This window comes from Micromonospora sp. WMMA1363, assembly GCF_030345795.1.
GTDB lineage: Bacteria > Actinomycetota > Actinomycetes > Mycobacteriales > Micromonosporaceae > Micromonospora.
In genome coordinates this window covers 1,435,427-1,454,053 of sequence record NZ_JAUALB010000001.1, presented here as the reverse complement: position 1 = coordinate 1,454,053, position 18,627 = coordinate 1,435,427, and the positions used below count along the sequence as shown (strand labels likewise).

Below are 18,627 nucleotides of genomic sequence, written 5' to 3'. Positions count from 1 at the left end.
CGCGCCGTCCTGCGGGGCGCCCCTCGACCGGGGTCGGCGGGCTTCCGGTTCAGCCCGCCGGCCAGGTGGTGTACGACACCCGAGCGTTGAGGTCGGCCGGTTTCCCACCCCAGGCGTAGCAGTTGAGCTGGACCACCGCGTCCAACCCGGTCGACCGCCAGTGGCGCACCACACAGTGGCCACGCGGGACACTGCCCCACTTGTTCCCGACGTGGGCGTTGCCGAAGGGGGTGCCGTACGTGGTTCCGACATCGACGAACTGGATCTCGTAACGACCGGTGTCGAGCAGAATCCGTCGTGCGCCGGAGCCGGACCGGGTCGAGTTGTAGCTGTCGCCGTGTAGTTCTCCACCGGTAGCCTCCTCGCCGTAGAGGGTGCCGGTGGCGAAGCGCACGCCGGTGGCGTGGCCGAGCAGGTCGACCCGCTTACCGTAGCTGAGCGCGAAACGAGCGTCGATCGGAGTGCCACTGACGTCGACGCACCACACCTCCCATCGGTCGGGCCAGGCAATCTGGCAGTTCACCGCGCTGCCAGCGACCGCGGTCACATGCACCATCGGGAACGCCCAGGCGTCCTCGCCGGCCGGGTTCGCGTTCATCTGGAACGTGTAGTGGCCGGTGCCGAAACGCTCGTACGTGATCGACCCGCCGGTGGAGTCGTAGCTGTGCACGCTGTCCAGAATCCGCGGACCGGCGGGGGCCGCCTGGTCGGTGGCGAACCACGCCAGCCGGCCCTGGCTGGCGCGTCGCCTGTCGCTGAAGGTCGCGACGAACCGGCTGTCGGTCGGGGTGCCGCCAGCGGAGAAGCAGCGTACCTGAAGGTGCTCGTCGGCACCGCCGAACGGGGCTCGGTGACAGCTGGCGAGGGTGCAGTGCACCGGAGCGTCACCGTAGGCCGTCACGTGTGCCACCCCGCCGTCCGACGCCGCCTCCTCCAGGATCACCGTGTACGCCCCGGTGCCGGTGCGGCGCACGACGACGCCTCCGCCGGTGGAGACCGTCGCGTACCTGCTGTCGACCCGGTACTCGGACTTGGTCGGCAGGTAGGAGTAGACGGTGGCGGTGACACCTGCCGGCGCCGCCGCGGCGGGTGCCGGGCCGGTCTGCGTCGCGCCGACGACCAGCGCGAGCAACGTGGCCGTAGCCGTACGCCTGCCGCGGGCTCTTCCTGCTGCTGCCATGGCCGCGCTCCTTTGTGCTGTCCGTGCCGCCCGCACCGGACATCACCTGATGCCCGTACCCACTCTGGCAACCGGAGTCAACGCGGAGCCGGGCGATGTCGGACGCGGCGAGGTCGCCTGGGGTGCGGCTGTCCGCCGGCCGGGCCGCTTCCCGGTCGACGTGCGTGAACCACGGTCCGGCGACCGGGGGCGACGAAGGTGGTAGCCGGCGCGGCAGATCAACGCCGTTTCGACACCGCCGGTGTGGGTAGAGGCTGGGTGTACTCGCGGCGGGAGCTGTCTGTGTACTCGCGGAGGGAGTGGTGGCGTCATGAACATGGGTCGGCTCAGTGACGTGCTGGTAGGTGCTGCCGGAGACGTCGCCGGCACGGTCGTCGACCCGCGGGCGGGCCTCGGCCGGCTCCGCGCGGCGGCGTCGGCCAGCGGGATGCTCACCCTGACGGCAGGTCTGCTCCTCGGCTACCTGGCGGCCCGCTCCCGCTGGCGCGGGTGAGCGACGGCAGGTCGGTGCGGCGAAACCGTTCAGTGGCTGGTCGGTGACCGGGACGTCGGCCTGGACCGCCCCGCAGGCCCGTCCGAATTCCTCCCGGACGTGTCGGTTTGCGGGCCCGGATGCCGGGTATCCGCTGGTCCGTCCGCGGGTTCCGCGTTGCGGTACTACGAACTGATCAACCGGCGGGCCGCTGTGGCAGGACGAGACCGGTCGGTGGGCGCCCGGGCACGAGGAGGACGACATGCTGGAGATCGTGGGCGAAAGCCTGGCCCGCCGGTTGGTGGATTGGGGCGTCGACACCGTGTTCGGCCTGCCCGGTGACGGCATCAACGGGTTGATGGAGGGCTTCCGCCGGCAGCGCGAGAAGCTGAACTTCTTCCTGGTACACCATGAGGAGGCTGCCGCCTTCATGGCCACCGGGTACGCCAAGTCGACCGGGCGGCTGGGGGTGTGCGCGGCCACCTCCGGCCCCGGCGCCGTCCACCTGCTCAACGGGCTCTACGACGCCAAGCTCGACCACATTCCCGTGCTGGCGATCACCGGCATGCAGGAGACCTCGGTGCTCGGCTCCTACTACCAGCAGGAGGTGCACACCACGCAGCTCTACCACGACGTCGCCTCGTACAACCTGATGGTCACCAACCCGCAGCAGCTGCCGGCCGTGGTCGACCTGGCAATCCGCGACGCGGTCAGCAAGCGGACCGTGGCGCACCTGAGCTTCCCCAACGATGTCCAGGTCGCCCCCGTCTCCGCGGATCCCTACCGGCACGTCAGCCCGGGCAAGCCGCCGATGAGCGCGACCGTGGTGTCGTATCCGCAGCTGCCCCCGGACCCCACCGAGCTGGCCCGGGCCGCCGAGGTGCTCAAGCAAGGCCGCAAGGTTGCCATGCTGGTCGGCGTCGGCGCCCGGCGCGCCCGCGCGGAGGTGCTGGCGGTGGCCGAGGCGCTGGCCAGCCCGATCGTCAAGACCCTGTCCGGCAAGCTCGTGGTGCCCGACGACCATCCGCTGACCACCGGCGGGCTGGGCCTGCTCGGCACCGCGCCGAGCGAGGACCTGATGGAGGAGTGTGACACCCTGCTGATGGTCGGCACGTCCTATCCGTACGCGAAGTACCTGCCCGCACCCGGGCAGGCCCGGGTGGTGCAGATCGACATCGACCCGAGCCTGATCGGCATGCGGTTGCCGGTCGAGGCACCCGTATGTGCCGACGCCACACTGGCGCTGCGTCAGCTGCTCCCGCTACTCGGTCACCGCTCGGACCGGTCGTTCCTGGAGAAGTACCAGCGCAGGATGGATGCCTGGCGTTCCGAGATGGCGGGCCTGGAGGACCCGCGGCGGGACCCGGTGGCGCCGCAGTACCTGGTCAGCTGCATCGACGAGGCCGCCGCCGACGACGCCATCCTCGCCTGCGACTCCGGCACCATCGCCACGTGGGCCGCCCGACACTGGACGATCCGCGACGACCGCGAGTTCTACCTCTCCGGCAACCTGGCCACGATGGCTCCGGGGCTGCCGTACGCGATCGCCATCCAGCACGCGCACCCGGGCCGGCAGGTGATCGCCTTCGTGGGCGACGGTGGCTTCGCCATGCTGATGGCCGAGTTCCTCACCGCCGTCCGCCACCAGCTGCCGATCAAGGTCGTGATCAACAACAACAACGCCCTCGGACAGATCCTCTGGGAGCAGATCGTCCTCGGCTACCCCGAGTATGCGGTGCGGCACGGCCAACCCGAGGCGGACTTCTCGGCGTGGGCCCGTGGGTGTGGCGCCTTCGGGGTCAAGGTCACCGACGCGAAGGCGGTGCCGGCAGCGATCCGTGAGGCCCTCGCGCACCCCGGACCGGCCCTGGTGGACTGCGACGTCAACCCGAACGAACCGCCGATGCCCGGCAAGGTCAAGTACGACCAGGCGAAATACTTCACCGAGGCGTTCCTGCGCGGGCAGCCGCACAGGGTCGCCACCCTTGCCACGGTCGCCCGGGACAAGATCAACGAGCTGCGGTCATGACCGCGGTGCTGCCCGACCCGGTCCGGCGGCCACCCGACCCGGTACCCGACGTCGACCTCGTCGACCTCGCCGCGGACCTGCGGGCCGAGGTCGACGGGGAGGTGCGCTTCGACGCCGGCTCCCGCGCCACGTACTCCACCGACTCCTCCAACTACCGGCAGGTGCCGCTCGGGGTGGTGATTCCCCGGTCGGTGGCCGCGGCGGTGGCCGCGGTGGCGGTGTGCCGCCGGCACCGGGCGCCGCTGGTCTCCCGAGGCGGCGGCACCAGCCTGGCCGGCGAGTGCACCAACACCGCGGTGGTGCTCGACTGGTCGAAATACTGCCACCGGCTGCTGGAGGTCGACGCCGAGGCGGGTACCTGCCTGGTCGAGCCGGGCATCGTGCTCGACCAGCTCAACGCCCAGCTCACGTCGACCGGGCTGGAGTACGGACCCCGTCCCGCCACCCACGACCACTGCACCCTCGGCGGCATGATCGGCAACAACTCCTGCGGTGCCACCGCCCAGCGCACCGGAAAGGTGGTCGACAACATCGTCGGGACCTGGAGCGGCTCTACCGCGAGTACGGCTACCAGCAGGCCTCCGTCTACGGTCACTTCGGCCAGGGCTGTGTGCACACCCCGAATCCCGTTCCGGCTGCGCACCGCCCACGGCGTCCGGCAGTTCCGTTCCTTTGTCGAGCGCGCCGCCGACCTCGTCGTCTCCTACGGCGGCTCGTTCTCCGGTGAACACGGCGACGGACAGGCCCGGGGCGAACTGCTGCCGAAGATGTACGGCGCGCGCATCGCCCGCGCCTTCGGCCAGTTCAAGGCGGTCTTCGACCCGGACGACCGGATGAACCCCGGCAAGGTCGTGCCGCCCTACCCACTGGACAGTCACCTGCGGTTGGGTGCCGACTACGACCACGGGGCGGTGAAGACCGTCTTCGGATATCCGGACGACGGTGGCAGCTTCGGCGAGGCGGTGTTGCGCTGCGTCGGGGTCGGCCAGTGCCGCCGGCACTCCGGCGGCGTGATGTGTCCCTCCTACATGGTCACCCGGGAGGAGGAGCACTCCACCCGGGGCCGGTCCCGGCTGCTGTTCGAGATGCTCGACGGCGCCGCCCGGGGCGGCACGATCGGTGACGGCTGGCGCTCCACGGCCGAGGTGCTGCACGACCACAGCCCGGACTGGCAGCCGCCACGGATTCCGGCGCACGCGCTGATCCAGACGCACTGTCACCAGCACGCGATCCTCGGCACCGCCGCCGACCAGGCCGTCCTGTCCGCGGCCGGGGTGGACGCGGAGTTCCTCGACTCGGGCTGCTGCGGGTTGGCCGGGAACTTCGGGTTCGAGCAGGGGCACTACGAGGTTTCCGAGGCGTGCGCGGAACGGGTGCTGCTGCCCGCCGTCCGGGACGCCGCGGAGACGGACGTGATCCTCGCCGACGGGTTCAGTTGCCGGACCCAGCTCGAGCAGAGTGCCTCCGGCGGCCGGTCCGCGATCCACCTGGCCGAGCTGCTGCGCGCCGGCCTGCACAGCGACGCCGTGCCGCAGCGGCCAGAACGGAGCTGGGGCGACCGGCCGGGGCCGCCGTCGGTGATCTCCCGCTGGGCGGCGGCGGGTCTGGTCGGGACGGCCACGCTCGCTTCGCTGGCTGCGTTGATCCGAGGGAGGACACGGTGACCCGGATTCGGCTGGCGGCCGAGGCGTACCAGGTACCCACCGACGAGCCGGAGGGGGACGGCACGCTGGCCTGGACCAGCACCACCCTGGTACTGGTCCGGGCGCACGCCGACGAGCACACCGGGGTGGGCTGGACGTACGGGCCGGCAGCCGCCGCCGCGGTGGTGGCGGAGCTACTGGCGCCGGTGGTCGCCGACCTGGACCCGGACGACGTGCCGGCGGCCTGGACGAGCATGCAGCGCGCGCTGCGGAACGCGGGTCGGCCCGGGGTCGCCGGGCTCGCCCTGTCGGCCGCCGACTGCGCACTGTGGGATCTCAAGGCCCGCCGGCACGACCTGCCGCTGGCCCGGCTGCTCGGAACCGCCCGCCGGGAGGTTCCGGTCTACGGCAGCGGCGGCTTCACCACCTATGACGGGCAGCGCCAACACCGGCAGCTCGCCGACTGGGTGCATGAGCAGGGCATTCCCCGGGTGAAGATCAAGATTGGGGAGTCGTGCGGCACGGAGGTGGGGCGGGATCTGGCCCGCATGACGGCGGCCCGGCGGACCATCGGCGACGACGCCGAGTTGTACGTCGACGCCAACGGCGCCTACCAGCGCAAGCAGGCGATCCGGGTGGCTCGGGCCGCGGCCGACCTGGACGTGCGGTGGTACGAGGAGCCGGTCAGCTCCGACGACCTGGCCGGGCTGGGCCTGGTCCGCGACCACGTCTCGCCCGACGTGGCGGCCGGTGAGTACGGCTTCGACCTGGTCTACTTCCACCGGATGGCCCCGTACGTCGACTGCCTCCAGGTCGACGTCACCCGCTGCGGCGGGATCAGCGAGTTCGTCCGCGCCGCCGCGGTCGCCGAGGCCGCCGGGCTCCAGGTCTCCGCACACTGCGCCCCGCACCAGCACCTGCCGGTCCTGGCGGCCACACCGAACGTGCGGCACCTGGAGTGGTTCCACGACCACGTGCGGATCGAGTCGATGCTCTTCGACGGCGCGGTGCGCGCCACCGGTGGTAGCGCCCCGGCGCCACTGGACCGGCCCGGCAACGGTGTCGAGTTCCGGCCGGACCGGGCGCAACAGTACCGGGTGGCCTGAGATGCCTCCCCGACACCAGGACGATCGCTTCCCGGTGCGCGGCGCGGTCACGGCTGTCCGGCTGGCCTGGGGGACGGCGCTGCTGCTCATGCCCGGCCAACTGCTGCGGCCGGTCGGTCCGGTCACCACGGCGGCCGAGCGGACGCTGCGCGTGCTCGGTGCCCGGCAGGTGGCGCAGGCGGCCGTCACGGCGTACCGGCCGACGCCAGTCGTGTTCACGCTCGGCGCGGTGGTCGACGTGCTGCACGCCGGCACCGCCGTCGCCCTCGCCGCCGTCGACCGGCGGCAGCGGTCCGCCGCCCTGACCGACGCCGTGATCGCCACCGGGTGGGCCGTCCTGAGCCGCTGGGCCGCGCGACGGGAGGACGGGTGTGGCTGGCATCGGCCGGTCACCCGCAGGGGGTGACCTGACCGAGCGTCACCGCGGTCTCCAGCATCAGCGCGTGCACGAACCCCTGCGGGAGGTTCCCGCGTAGCTGCCGCTGCTGCACGTCGTACTCCTCGGTGTACAGACCCGGTGGGCCGCACGCCGCCCGGTTGCGTTCGAACCAGCGGTTGGCCCCGACGGTGTCCCCGGCCTGCCAGGCGGCCAGCGCCGCGGCGAACCCGCAGAGCAGGAAGGCGCCCTCGGCGTCGCCGAGGGGTCGCCGGTCGGGCCGGAACCGGTACAGGTAGCCGTCCGCCGCCAGGCCGGCCATGACCGCCTGCCGAGTGCGCTCGGTGCGCGGATCATGCGGCGGCAGCGCGCCCCGGATGCCGGGCAGCAGCAGCGCGGAGTCGACCCGCCCGTCGTCGTACGCCCGCTGCCAGTGCCCGGCCGGATGCAACCCGTGCGCGGCGGCGTCGGCGAGGATCCGGTCGGCCAGGGCGGACCAGCGGCCGGCCAGTCCCGCTGTGACCCCGCGAGCCGCCGCTCGCAGCCCCGCCACACAGGTGAGCTTCGAGTGGGTCCACTGCTGCGGCGGCAGCTCCCAGATGCCGGAGTCCGGCTCCGACCAGCGTCGCTCGATGGCCGTCACGGCCACCTCCATCGCGTGGTGGGAGTCGCGGGAGAGGCGGCTGTGCCGCTGCGCCGCGGCGAGCAGCAGAAGCACCTCGCCGTACGCGTCCAACTGGAACTGCTCCCGTACCCAGTTGCCGGTCCGCACGTGCGCTCCGGGATACCCCGGCGGGTACCGCAACGGCTGTTCACGCGGCACCGGCGCACCGTGGACGGTGTACGCCGGCGCCAGCCGGTCGCCGTCGGCCAGCACCCGCTCGGTCAGGAACGTGACGGCGTCGTCGAGCAGGTCGTAGCGACCGACCAGGGCGGCGGCCTGGCCGGCGAAGGACTGGTCCCGGATCCAGGCGTACCGGTAGTCGTAGTTGCGCCCGGCCAGAGCTCGCTCGGGCAGCGCGGTGGTCACCGCGGCCACCATGCCACAGCCCGACTGGGTCATCCCGCGCAGCACCGCGTACGCCAGCGTCGCGTCCCGCTCCGCGGGGCCGGCCAGGGACGGGATCGTCGTGCTCCAGCTCTGCTCGGTGATCCGCCACAGTTCGTCCGGTGCCTCGCAGGGCGCCTGCAGCGGGGTGGCGGACAGCTCCAGTACCAGGTCGTGCCGAGCGCCAGCGGGCAGGTCCAGCTCGCCGATGAGGAAGCCGTCCGGATCGTCGCGCAGGTCCGTGCCCCCGTGAAAGCGCAGGTGCAGCCCGCCGGTTTGGGCCAGCACCTGGGTGCCGTGCCGGACCACGTTGCGGACCCGCTCCCGGCCGAACTCGGCGCGCGGGTCCAACTCCACGTGGACCCGGGCCGGTCGGCCCAGCGAGTGGACCCGGCGCAGCAGCACCAGCCGGTCCGCGTCGCCGGGGAAGACCAGCGCCTCCCGCGACTCGATGATGCCGTCCCCGGTGACCCATCGGCTGCGCCAGACCAGGGAACCCGGCTCGTAGTATCCGCCCCAGGAGAAGCGGGTCGTAGCCGGGCCCACCGAGTAGCGCCCCGCACCGCCGAGCAGCGCGTTGAACACCGCCGGGTCGGACCAGCCCGGCGCGCAGAGCCAACCGACGTCCCCGTGCGGGCCGATCAACGCTCCCCGGTACCCGTCGGCCAGCAGCGCGTACTCCCGCAGAACGGCCGGCGGTGTCTCGGCGGTCCACTCTTCCTTACCAGTTTTCTCTTCCGCACCAGCGTTCATCTCGGCCGGTTCCGATCAGCCGAGGCGGTGGCGCTGGTCGACCGGTGACTTTCGGACATCTCGCTTCTCCGTTTCTCGGACGCCGGTAGGCATGTCGTCGGATACCCGGCCATGCCTCTGCCACACGTGGCCGGTGATCCAGCACGGCGTCACCACCGCCGAACCGGACTAGTGGCCGTCTGGGCGGGTACAGCCAGGTGGGATCGTGGCGACAGGAGGGGCGACATGCGGCGTAACCGGCAGGACGTCCGGGTGGCGGTGGTCACCGGAGCCAGTGCGGGTGTGGGACGGGCGACGGTGCGCCTGCTCGCCGAGCAGGGGATCGCCATCGCCCTGCTGGCGCGGGGACGGGCCGGGCTCGACGCCGCAGCCGAGGAGGTGCGGGCCGCCGGCAGCCGGCCGCTGCCGATCGAGGTCGACGTGGCCGACTACGAGCAGGTGGCCGCCGCCGGCAAGCGGATCGAGGCGGAGCTCGGGCCGATCGACCTATGGGTCAATGACGCGTTCAGCTCCGTGTTCGCGACGTTCCAGGAGACGCGGCCGGAGGAGTTCCGGCGGGCGACGGAGGTTACCTATCTCGGCTGCGTGCACGGCACCCGGGTGGCCCTGGACCACATGACACCGCGGAACCACGGCACCATCGTGCAGGTCGGATCGGCGCTGGCCTATCGCGGCATCCCGCTGCAGTCCGCCTACTGCGGGGCGAAACACGCCATCGTCGGTTTCACCGAGGCGGTGCGTTGCGAACTGCTGCACGAGGGCAGCAAGGTGCGGGTGACCATGGTTCACATGCCGGCGCTCAACACCCCGCAGTTCGACTGGCTGGTGTCCAGGCTGCCCCGACACGCACAGCCGGTGCCGCCGATCTACGAGCCGATCGTCGCCGCCCGGGCGATCGTCGCCGCCGCCAAACGGCCGGAACGCCGTGCGTACTGGGTCGGCATGCCGACCGTCCTGACCATTCTCGGCAACCGGGTCGTTCCCGGGTTGCTGGACCGGTACCTCGCCCGGACCGGCTATTCGTCGCAGCAGACCGGACCGCCCATCGCCGGCGACCGTCCGGGCAACCTCTGGCGTCCGTTGGACGGACCGGGCGGACACGACTACGGCGCCCGCGGTGACTTCTCCGACCGCTCCCACGGGCGCAGCCCCCAGGCGTGGCTGTCCCGGCACCGGCTGGTCGCCACCGCTGGGCTGGTGTGCGCGGGGCTGGGCGTCCTGGCCTGGCGGCGGCACTGATCCCGCCGGTCCGCCGAGCTTCCGTCGCGGAGGTGTGGCCGGGCGGGAGCTGACCTCGACGAGCTCAGGGCGGCGCGCGGCGCTGCCTCGTCCCGTGGGTGCCGACGCCCGGTGACGTGCGGCCTATTTTCTTGACTGATTCCAGAAAACAGGCCAGACTGTGGACGTGGCAGCGATCCCGGACCTCCAACGAATGTTGCGTGGGGCCGCGCTGCGCGTGACCCGCCCCCGGGTCGCGGTGCTGGGCGCGGTGCGCGCGCATCCGCACGCCGACACGGAGTCGATCATCAGTGTCGTGCGTAGGGAGCTTCCTGAGGTGTCCCACCAGGCCGTGTACGACGTGCTGCGGGCGCTGACGGCGGCAGGTCTGGTGCGGCGCATCGAGCCATCCGGTTCCGTGGCTCGCTACGAGTCACGGGTCGGGGACAACCACCACCACGTGGTGTGCCGGTCGTGTGGAGCAATCGCCGACGTCGACTGCGCCGTCGGCGAGGCGCCCTGCCTGACCGCGTCCGGTGACAGCGGCTTCTCGATCGACGAGGCCGAGGTCATCTACTGGGGTCTGTGCCTCGACTGTTCCACCACACCCAGTTAGTTCATGAAACATCTGACCCCACCCGAAAGGATTCCCGTGGCTGAGAACCATGATGGCGTTGTTCATGATGTGGAGGCGGGTAGTGAGGCTCGCTGTCCGGTTGGTGGGCGTGCTCCGCATCCGACTGAGGGTGGGGGGAGTCGGGGGTGGTGGCCGAGTCGGTTGAATTTGAAGGTTTTGGCTAAGAATCCGGTGGTGGCTGATCCGTTCGGTGGGGAGTTCGACTACCGTGAGGCGTTCCGGGCGCTTGATCTGGCGGTTGTCAAGCGAGATATTGCGGAGGTCCTGACGACGTCGCAGGATTGGTGGCCGGCGGATTTCGGTCATTATGGTCCGTTGGTTGTTCGGATGGCGTGGCACAGTGCGGGTACGTACCGGATCAGTGACGGTCGTGGTGGTGCGGGTGCCGGGCAGCAGCGGTTCGCTCCGCTCAACAGTTGGCCGGACAACGCGAACCTGGACAAGGCGCGTCGGCTGTTGTGGCCGGTGAAGAAGAAGTACGGCCGGAGCCTGTCGTGGGCTGATCTGATGATCCTTGCCGGGAACGTCGCTCTGGAGTCGATGGGTTTTGCGACGTTCGGGTTCGCTGGTGGTCGGGAGGATGTGTGGGAGCCCGACGAGGATGTGTACTGGGGTCCTGAGTCCACCTGGCTCGGTGACGAGCGTTACACCGGTGACCGGGAGTTGGAGGATCCACTCGCGGCGGTGCAGATGGGTTTGATCTACGTGAACCCGGAGGGCCCGAACGGTAGTCCGGACCCGGTGGCGGCGGCTCGGGACATCCGGGAGACGTTCCGCCGGATGGCGATGAACGACGAGGAGACCGTCGCGTTGATCGCTGGTGGTCACACGTTCGGTAAGACCCACGGCGCGGGTCCGGCCGAGCACGTGGGTCCCGAGCCGGAGGCCGCTTCCATGCAGGAGCAGGGCCTGGGCTGGAAGAGTGGTTTCGGTACCGGTAAGGGACCGGACACGATCACCAGTGGTCTGGAGGTCACCTGGACCACGACGCCGACCCGGTGGAGCAACAGCTTCTTCGAGATCCTGTTCGGCTACGAGTGGGAGCTGACGCAGAGCCCGGCCGGCGCGCACCAGTGGGTCGCCAAGGACGCCGAGGAGATCATCCCGGACGCGTTCGACGCGGCGAAGCGGCGTAAACCCACGATGCTGACCACGGACCTCGCGCTGCGGGTGGACCCGGTCTACGAGCGGATCTCCCGGCGGTTCCTGACGAACCCGGACGAGTTCGCCGACGCGTTCGCCCGGGCGTGGTTCAAACTGACCCACCGCGACATGGGCCCGGTCACCCGTTACCTCGGCCCGGAGGTCCCGACCGAGACACTGCTGTGGCAGGACCCGGTCCCGCCGGTGACCCACGACCTCGTCAACGCCGAGGACGTCGCCGCCCTGCGTGACCGGATCCTCGCCTCGGGACTGTCGGTGGCCCAACTGGTCTCCACCGCGTGGGCGTCGGCGTCGTCGTTCCGCGGCAGCGACAAACGCGGCGGCGCGAACGGGGCCCGCATCCGCCTGGCGCCGCAGCGCGGCTGGGAGGTCAACAGCCCCGACGAACTCGCCACGGTGCTGCACACCCTGGAAAAGATCCAGGAAGAGTTCAACACCGCCCAGACCAGCGGGAAACAGGTCTCACTCGCCGACCTGATCGTGCTCGCCGGCGGCGTGGGCGTCGAACAGGCCGCCCGGAACGCCGGCTACGCCGTCGAGGTTCCCTTCACCCCGGGACGCACCGACGCCTCGCAGGAACACACCGACGTGGAGTCCTTCGCCGCGCTCGAGCCCACCGCGGACGGCTTCCGTAACTACCTCGGCAAAGACCACCGCCTACCAGCCGAGTTCCTCCTCGTCGACCGGGCGAACCTGCTGACCCTCAGCGCACCCGAGACGACCGTCCTCGTCGGTGGCCTACGCGTGCTCGGCGCGAACCACCGACAGTCACCACTGGGCGTGTTCACCACGAAACCCGGCACCCTCACCAACGACTTCTTCGCGAACCTGCTCGACCTTGACACCACCTGGACACCAACCACCCAGGACCCGAACACCTACCACGGCCACGACACCACCACCGGTAAGATCAAATGGACCGGCAGCCGCGTCGACCTCGTCTTCGGCGCGAACTCCGAACTCCGCGCGCTCGCCGAGGTCTACGCAAGCGACGACGCCCAAGAGAAATTCGTCCACGACTTCATCACCGCATGGGTCAAAGTCATGAACCTCGACCGATACGACCTCACCTAACCAACCCCCGTTGTCCGGCCGGCCCTCGCGGGCCGGCCGGACAACGGCGACAACCCGGCGCCGAGTTCGCCTCGGTGCGCGTGCCACGAGCCGGTCACGTTTGACGATGCCGGTGTACGTGCCACACCGCCGGTGGAGGCGGCGGGCCGTACGCCGTCGTGGTCGGCCTCGCGGTGGTCAGCTGCGGGGGGTAGGGACGCCGAAGAGGTCGACGATCCCGGCGGGAAGCTGGGCGAGCAGGTCGGCGCGCTCGTCGTCGTCGAGTGCCTCGGCGAGGGTGCGCAGCACCGCCTGGGCGTGCTGGCGCACCAGATCCGCGTCGGCGCACCGCTCCCGTTCGCCGACGATCCGGAGAAAGTCGCCGACGTCCCACCCGCGTCCCTCGGGGTTGCGGGTGACGTACAGGTCCAGTCGTTGGGGTAGCTGCGCCGCGAGATGGTCAGCCTCCCGACCGGCGAGCCGTTCGCCGAGCACCGACAGAACGGCGTGGACGGACCGCACCGCCTCCTCGTCGCCGAGACCGGCGCGCTGACGTACCGTCGCGATCAGTTGGTCGTACTCCATGCCTGCTCCTTCCCCGCATCCCGGCGTTGCTGGTCGGGACTCCGGCGCCCATGGCGGCGTCGTCGCGGTGGGGGCGGCGACGCCGCTGGCAGGGACTACCCGGTCCGCCGGAGGGGAAGCCCTTGCCCGGTGATCGGTTGCCACGGACTCGGCGATCCATGGTGCGACCGGGGTTCACCCCGGCAGTTGTCCTCGGCCGGAGTGGACGTCGGGACGGATCGTCCCGGGTGCCGCCGAAGGCACCCGGTCGGTCGGTGCACGACCTGGTTGTCCTGATCGTGCCGGACCCGGCCGGCCCGCCACCTGCCGAACCGTGGGCGGGACACGATGTACGTTGCGTCCGACGCTGTGCTCCCGCCCGGTTGGGGCACCGACAGGCGCCACCGGTTCCGCGGCTGCGGGCGGCCCTGACGACGGCTGTCCTGGTCGCCGGGTCGGTCAACCGGTCCGCCACTTCTGGTTGGCGGTTCCGGCGCAGTCCCAGAGCTGGAGCCGGGCGCCGTCGCCGCCGTCCCAGTCCTTGATGTCGACGCACCTGCCGGCTTGCAGGTTGACCAGGTCACCGGCGGCGGTGAGGGTGAACTGCTGCGCCCCGGTGCCGTTGCAGGTGTAGAGCTGGACGACCGCGCCGTTTCCGGTCGCTCCGCCGTCGACGTCCATGCACTTGCCGTTCTGGCTTTCTACCGCGGTACCGCTGAACGTCCACTGCTGGGCATCCGTGCCGTTGCAGCCCCACATCTGCAGCCGTGCCCGGTCGACGAAGTTGGACCCCGGCACGTCGATGCACTTGTTGTTCCAGTCGCTCACCAGCGGCCCGCCGCCGATCGGGCTGTCCGCACCGAACGGGCTGAGAATCAGACCGGCCGAGCGGGGGTCGCCGGCATTGACGAGCGACTCGAAGGCGCCGACGTCGTCGAAGGCGAAGGCATACGCCTTGCCGTCGGCCATATTGGCGTGGATGGCGCGGGCGTAGTGGTTGGTCGGGCTGTTGCGGTAGAACTCGGTGGGGTTGGCGCTGGGCTGGGTGTCGATGGTGCCGAGGGTGCCGCGGTTCAGCGCGGCGCAGAGCGTACGGGAGATCGGGCCGACCACCTGGTCGTTGGGTGCGGGCAGATCGCCGTCGCAACCCCACACGCTGGCCGACGAGGGACGGTTGAAGGAGGCGACCACCTGGCCCGCGCTGTTGGTGAAGGTCATGACGGTACCGGAGGTCCGGCCGACGTACCGGACGTTCGGCTGGTTGGCGAACGGGATCACGGTCAGCGTCCGGGTGGTGTAGGCGTTCCACGCCCAGGCGATGTACGAGTCCAGGTAGGTGGCGCCGAGCAGGCCTGCCCCGGCGGCCTTGCCGGGCGCCAGGACGCGCAGCACCGTGCCGTCGGCCCGGGTGCGGATCGTGTTCGTCCAGCCGGGCTGCGAGCGGACGTCGTCGATGATGGCGTTGCGACCGTTGCCGACCACGTCGCCGGTGCGTTTCGTGACGCCGTCGGCGCCGGTGACGGTGACCGCGTGCGGCACCGCGAACATGTCGACCTGCGAGCTGTTGAGCCATAGTCCGGCGTCGTTGTAGGTGAACTCGCTCCAGTCGAACAGGATGTTCTGGTTGGCGTCGCCGGATGTCCACGGGGCGGGCTGCACCAGGCCGTGGGGGGTGAGGAAGAACCGAAGCTTCTCCCCGAAGGAAAAGTAGACGCGGCCGGAGAATCCGCGCGGGAACCGGACGGTGGTGCTGCCGCCGGTGCCGGGACCGGGGATCGACGCGTCCGGTGCGGGTGTCGGTGGGACCTGGCCGCCGGACCAGGGGATGAAGGTGCCGGCCTGGTTGACGTAGCCGAGGCGGCCGGTGGCGAGTTGGGCGCCGATCACGTAGAGGTGGACGGCCTCGGCGCGGCCGGTGCTGTTGGTGACGGTGACGGGGAGCAGGGCCGGGCCGACGGCCTGGGCGGGGGAGGCGGTGGCGGTCACGGGTGCGGCGGTGACCAGGGCGCAGACGACGGCCAGGAGTCTTCTTCGGATGCCCACGGCTAACTCCTCGGGTGACGGATGGGCATGAGGAGAGCGCTCTCTCATAGCGTCCAACGGTTAACGACATGTGTCAATAGATAGACGATGATGTTATCGGCTGGGGCTGTTGGCTGTCTTCTCGCCAGTCAGCGCACCGTTGAGGTCTCCACCGCGGCGGGACTCTTCGGTCAGGCCCAGCCTCGGGTGCGCGCCGCTGGCCGACACCCGGGGTTCGGGTGCCGGCCAGCGGTCTGTCTCCCCCCGTGGGGTCGGGTTCCTGGGTGGCTCGGTCGATTCCGTGGGGGCGCGCTGTGACCTGGACGCCGAGCTGCGCGCCGCTCATGCCGAACTGGCCGGCATGGGCAGTCAGGCCGACGAGTGCCGCGAGCAGTGCGGAGCTCCGACTGGGACGCCCAGCCCACACCACCGCCCCGGCTCCATCAGACCGTCGGTGTGCGCTGGTGACCTGTGCGGGACTGGCCACCTGCTCGGTGGTCTGGCCGTCCTCCCAGTGGGTGAAGTGCCAGCCCGTCGGCTGAGAAGGCGACGCGCCAGTTGAAAACTGAAGTAGGTTCACCATTGTGCTCTGATGATCCACTGCTCCGATTGGCGAGAGAGGAACTCAATGCGTAAGAGTAGACTTCTTGGTCTAGGCGTGACCGCCTGTGCCGCTTCCGCCCTGACGCTCACCGCAACACCGTCTTATGCGCACACCAATCACTGGTCTGATCGTGGCGAATCCACCGTCGGCCACGAACGTCCACGCGCCGACGACGACCATGCACGTTTGCAGCATTGTCCACAGTCCAGGCGTATCGAGCTCACAACCGACAACGTCTACGAATTCAGCGATGTTCAACCGAGTGGCCCACGTGCCGGTGACACAAGGGGGTCGACCGGATACCTGTTGAAGGGCGGCGTCAGAGTTGGCAGGTTCGGCGACCAGGGCACCTGGCTCATGGCCGACGGGGAAGAGGAGACCCTCCTGAGCCAGGCGGCATGGGAGATCAACGAAATCGGGACGTTGATGAGTCAGCACCTGACTGTCCAGTCAGGCGCGCCGGGTCCAAGGAGGTGGGTGAATGTCATCACTGGCGGGGATGGGTGCTTTCTCGGAGCGACCGGCACCATCGTCGTCGAGAAGGAGTCCGAGGACGCGCCCTCCGATCTGGTCACCATCCGCCTCGCGGACGCGAGTGGTCCCGACTGGCGACGTTAACGGTGGCTCGACCAGACAGGCAGCCGACGACTGACCTGCGGGTGCCGGAGATCTCATCCGCACTGGCTGCTCCTGGGAATGTCAGGCAGTAGGTCCACGATCGACTCTGTGACGATCTGATCAAGATCCACGCGTTCCGTCTTGCCGCCCGAGCGTCCTTGTTTCGCCTAGGGCCTGGGGCTGGTTGCTCGATGGTTGGAAGTCGAGCCCTTTCGGACGCACAAGACCAGAAGGCGTCTGACCCGCGGGAGTGCGGGACAGACGCCGTTACCTGCATCCCTTGTGTGTGGTTGGGATGCCCGTTGGGATCTTTGTCGATCCGCACCCGATCCGCTCCGATCCGATCCGACCTGACCCGACACGACAGTCCGGTGTCGTACCGCCGGGCCGCCTGCGCCCTGGCCGTTCGAGTCTCCAGAGGAAGCCACGGCCGCTTCCCGGTCTGCCAGCCGGCGTCGTTGCGGCCAGCCGGAAGCGCGGAAGGTCGGCGACGTCGGCAATGTGCGGCCATTTTTGACATCCTCCAGCTCAGAGACGAGACTCGCACGGTCGTTCACTTTGCCGGGAAGAGTCCAGGGGGGACCATGTCCAGCACCAGATTCCGGACGGCTGGCGCCGCACTTGCCCTGATGCTCGTCGCTGTCGGCGGTTGCAGCGCGGGAGAGGGCGTGGACGTCGACGGAAGCGGGACCTCCGCCCCCGCCGGGGGCGTCCTCACCGCCGCCATCGGCGGCGAGCCGGACCAGCTCGACCCGCACAAGACCTCCGCCTACCACAGCTTCCAAGTGTTGGAGAACGTCTACGACACCCTCGTCGAGCCGGACGCGAACCTGGCGATGAAACCGTCGCTGGCGACCGGATGGAAGACCAGCGAGGACCAGCTGACCTGGACCTTCACCCTGCGCGAGGGGGTGACCTTTGCCGATGGGTCGCCGCTCACCGCCGAGGACGTCGTCTACTCGTACAACCGCATCATCAACGAGAAGTTGAACGCGGCGTACCGGTTCGCCACCGTCAGGTCGGTCACCGCACCCGACTCCACCACCGTCGTCGTCACGTTGACCGCGCCCACCCCGAACCTGCTCGCCAACCTCGGCGGCTTCAAGGGCGTGGCAATCGTCGAACAGTCCAACGTGGAGTCGGGCACGATCACGACGAAGCCGGTCGGCAGCGGCCCGTTCGCGGTGACCACGTACACCTCCGGCGACAGCATCAAGCTGGCCCGCAACGATCGGTACTGGGGCGCCCCGCCCAAGCTGGACGGGGTGACCTTCACCTTCGTCAAGGATCCCACGGTGGCCCTGCAGAACCTACGCGGTGGCGAGGTGCAGTGGACCGACAACCTACCGCCCCAGCAGGTCTCCACGCTGCGTGACGGTGACGACCCCGTGGTGCGCTCGGCGCCGTCGAGCGACTACTGGTATCTGGCGCTCAACCAGGCCCGTAAGCCGTACGACGACGTCGACGTACGTCGAGCGGTCGCCTTCGCGCTCGACCGGGGCGCGATCACCAAGGCCGCCAAGTTCGGGCTGGCGACGGTCAACCAGACCGCCATCCCGAAGAACAGCGCCTTCTACTACGACTATGCGCCCTACCGGCGGGACCCGGCGCAGGCGAAGCAACTGCTTGGTCAGGCCGGCGCCGACGCCCTGACCATGGACCTGATGGTCACCAGTGAGTACCCGGAGACCGTCACCGCGGCGCAGGTCATCGCGGCGCAGCTCAAGGATGTCGGCATCACTGTCAAGATCCGCACGCTGGACTTCGCGCAGTGGCTGGACGAGCAGGGTAAGGGCAACTTCGATGCCTTCATGCTGGGCTGGCTCGGCAACATCGATCCCGACGAATTCTACTACGCCCAGCACCACAGTGGCGGGACGTTCAATTTCCACGGGTACCGCAACCCGGCCGTGGACAGGCTGCTCGACCAAGCCCGGACCGAGACCGACCAGGCAGCGCGCAAGCGGCAGTACGAACAGGTGGCCAAGCAGATCGTCGACGACGCGAGCTACATCTACCTCTACAACCCGGACGTGGTACAGGGCTGGTCGAAGCAGGTCACCGGCTACGAGGTTCGCAGTGATCGGGCGATCCGGTTCCGCGACGTCGCCCTCACCCGGTGAACCGGCAGGGGAGGTCC

The 18,627-nt window shown here is 69.9% G+C and carries 13 protein-coding genes and 1 pseudogene; 10 read left to right on the top strand and 4 right to left on the bottom strand.

Annotation, left to right across the window (positions count from 1 at the left end; translation table 11 throughout):
• Window positions 1-49 precede the first annotated feature (49 nt).
• Window positions 50-1,180 (bottom strand): hypothetical protein, encoded by a 1,131-nt coding sequence (locus QTQ03_RS06690; RefSeq protein WP_289277220.1) that lies wholly within the window; start codon window positions 1,178-1,180, stop codon window positions 50-52.
• A gap of 310 nt (window positions 1,181-1,490) precedes the next feature.
• Between QTQ03_RS06690 and QTQ03_RS06685 the strand changes: the two genes are divergently transcribed.
• The 5 genes and pseudogenes from QTQ03_RS06685 to QTQ03_RS06665 all read left to right on the top strand — a co-directional run bounded on the left by QTQ03_RS06685 (window position 1,491) and on the right by QTQ03_RS06665 (window position 6,836).
• Complete coding sequence (locus QTQ03_RS06685; RefSeq protein ID WP_289277219.1) at window positions 1,491-1,673, top strand: hypothetical protein; 183 nt, start codon at window positions 1,491-1,493, stop codon at window positions 1,671-1,673.
• A 241-nt stretch (window positions 1,674-1,914) separates the two neighbouring features.
• Window positions 1,915-3,681 carry a thiamine pyrophosphate-dependent enzyme gene (locus QTQ03_RS06680; RefSeq protein ID WP_289277218.1) on the top strand — a complete coding sequence of 589 codons (1,767 nt, stop codon included), beginning with the start codon at window positions 1,915-1,917 and terminating at the stop codon, window positions 3,679-3,681.
• 86 nt (window positions 3,682-3,767) lie between these two features.
• Window positions 3,768-5,345, top strand: a pseudogene (locus tag QTQ03_RS06675) (FAD-binding protein); the annotation flags it as partial.
• Window positions 5,342-6,430, top strand: coding sequence for an enolase C-terminal domain-like protein (locus tag QTQ03_RS06670; protein WP_289277217.1), 1,089 nt, complete (start codon window positions 5,342-5,344; stop codon window positions 6,428-6,430). The pseudogene QTQ03_RS06675 and the gene QTQ03_RS06670, both read left to right, overlap by 4 nt.
• A 1-nt stretch (window position 6,431) precedes the next feature.
• Window positions 6,432-6,836, top strand: coding sequence for a hypothetical protein (locus tag QTQ03_RS06665; RefSeq protein ID WP_289277216.1), 405 nt, complete (start codon window positions 6,432-6,434; stop codon window positions 6,834-6,836).
• Here the strand turns inward: QTQ03_RS06665 and QTQ03_RS06660 are convergent.
• Window positions 6,820-8,607, bottom strand: coding sequence for a glycoside hydrolase family 15 protein (locus QTQ03_RS06660; RefSeq protein WP_289277215.1), 1,788 nt, complete (start codon window positions 8,605-8,607; stop codon window positions 6,820-6,822). The two genes, QTQ03_RS06665 and QTQ03_RS06660, sit on opposite strands and share 17 nt — an antisense overlap.
• Window positions 8,608-8,832: 225 nt before the next feature.
• On the opposite strand from QTQ03_RS06660, the gene QTQ03_RS06655 reads away from it, so the two are divergent.
• The 3 genes from QTQ03_RS06655 (at window position 8,833) to katG (ending at window position 12,700) form a co-directional block, all read left to right on the top strand.
• Window positions 8,833-9,846, top strand: coding sequence for an SDR family oxidoreductase (locus QTQ03_RS06655; RefSeq protein WP_289277214.1), 1,014 nt, complete (start codon window positions 8,833-8,835; stop codon window positions 9,844-9,846).
• A gap of 193 nt (window positions 9,847-10,039) precedes the next feature.
• Complete coding sequence (locus QTQ03_RS06650; RefSeq protein ID WP_289280712.1) at window positions 10,040-10,441, top strand: Fur family transcriptional regulator; 402 nt, start codon at window positions 10,040-10,042, stop codon at window positions 10,439-10,441.
• Window positions 10,442-10,444: 3 nt separating this feature from the next.
• Entirely contained in the window at window positions 10,445-12,700 is a 2,256-nt protein-coding gene (gene katG / locus QTQ03_RS06645; RefSeq protein ID WP_502889704.1) for a catalase/peroxidase HPI, read from the top strand.
• Window positions 12,701-12,877: 177 nt separating this feature from the next.
• Here the strand turns inward: katG and QTQ03_RS06640 are convergent, their stop codons facing one another.
• Together QTQ03_RS06640 and QTQ03_RS06635 are read right to left on the bottom strand one after the other, a co-directional pair.
• Entirely contained in the window at window positions 12,878-13,264 is a 387-nt protein-coding gene (locus QTQ03_RS06640; protein WP_289277212.1) for a DUF2267 domain-containing protein, read from the bottom strand.
• Window positions 13,265-13,702: 438 nt separating this feature from the next.
• On the bottom strand, window positions 13,703-15,286 hold the full coding sequence (locus QTQ03_RS06635) for a beta-1,3-glucanase family protein (RefSeq protein WP_289277211.1): 1,584 nt from the start codon (window positions 15,284-15,286) through the stop codon (window positions 13,703-13,705).
• Between the two features lie 607 nt (window positions 15,287-15,893).
• On the opposite strand from QTQ03_RS06635, the gene QTQ03_RS06630 reads away from it, so the two are divergent.
• A complete protein-coding gene (locus QTQ03_RS06630; protein ID WP_289277210.1) occupies window positions 15,894-16,487 on the top strand; it encodes a hypothetical protein in 594 nt (197 codons plus the stop codon).
• Window positions 16,488-17,071: 584 nt separating this feature from the next.
• Window positions 17,072-18,610, top strand: a complete 1,539-nt coding sequence (locus QTQ03_RS06625) for an ABC transporter substrate-binding protein (protein ID WP_289277209.1) — start codon at window positions 17,072-17,074, stop codon at window positions 18,608-18,610.
• Window positions 18,611-18,627: the final 17 nt, after the last annotated feature.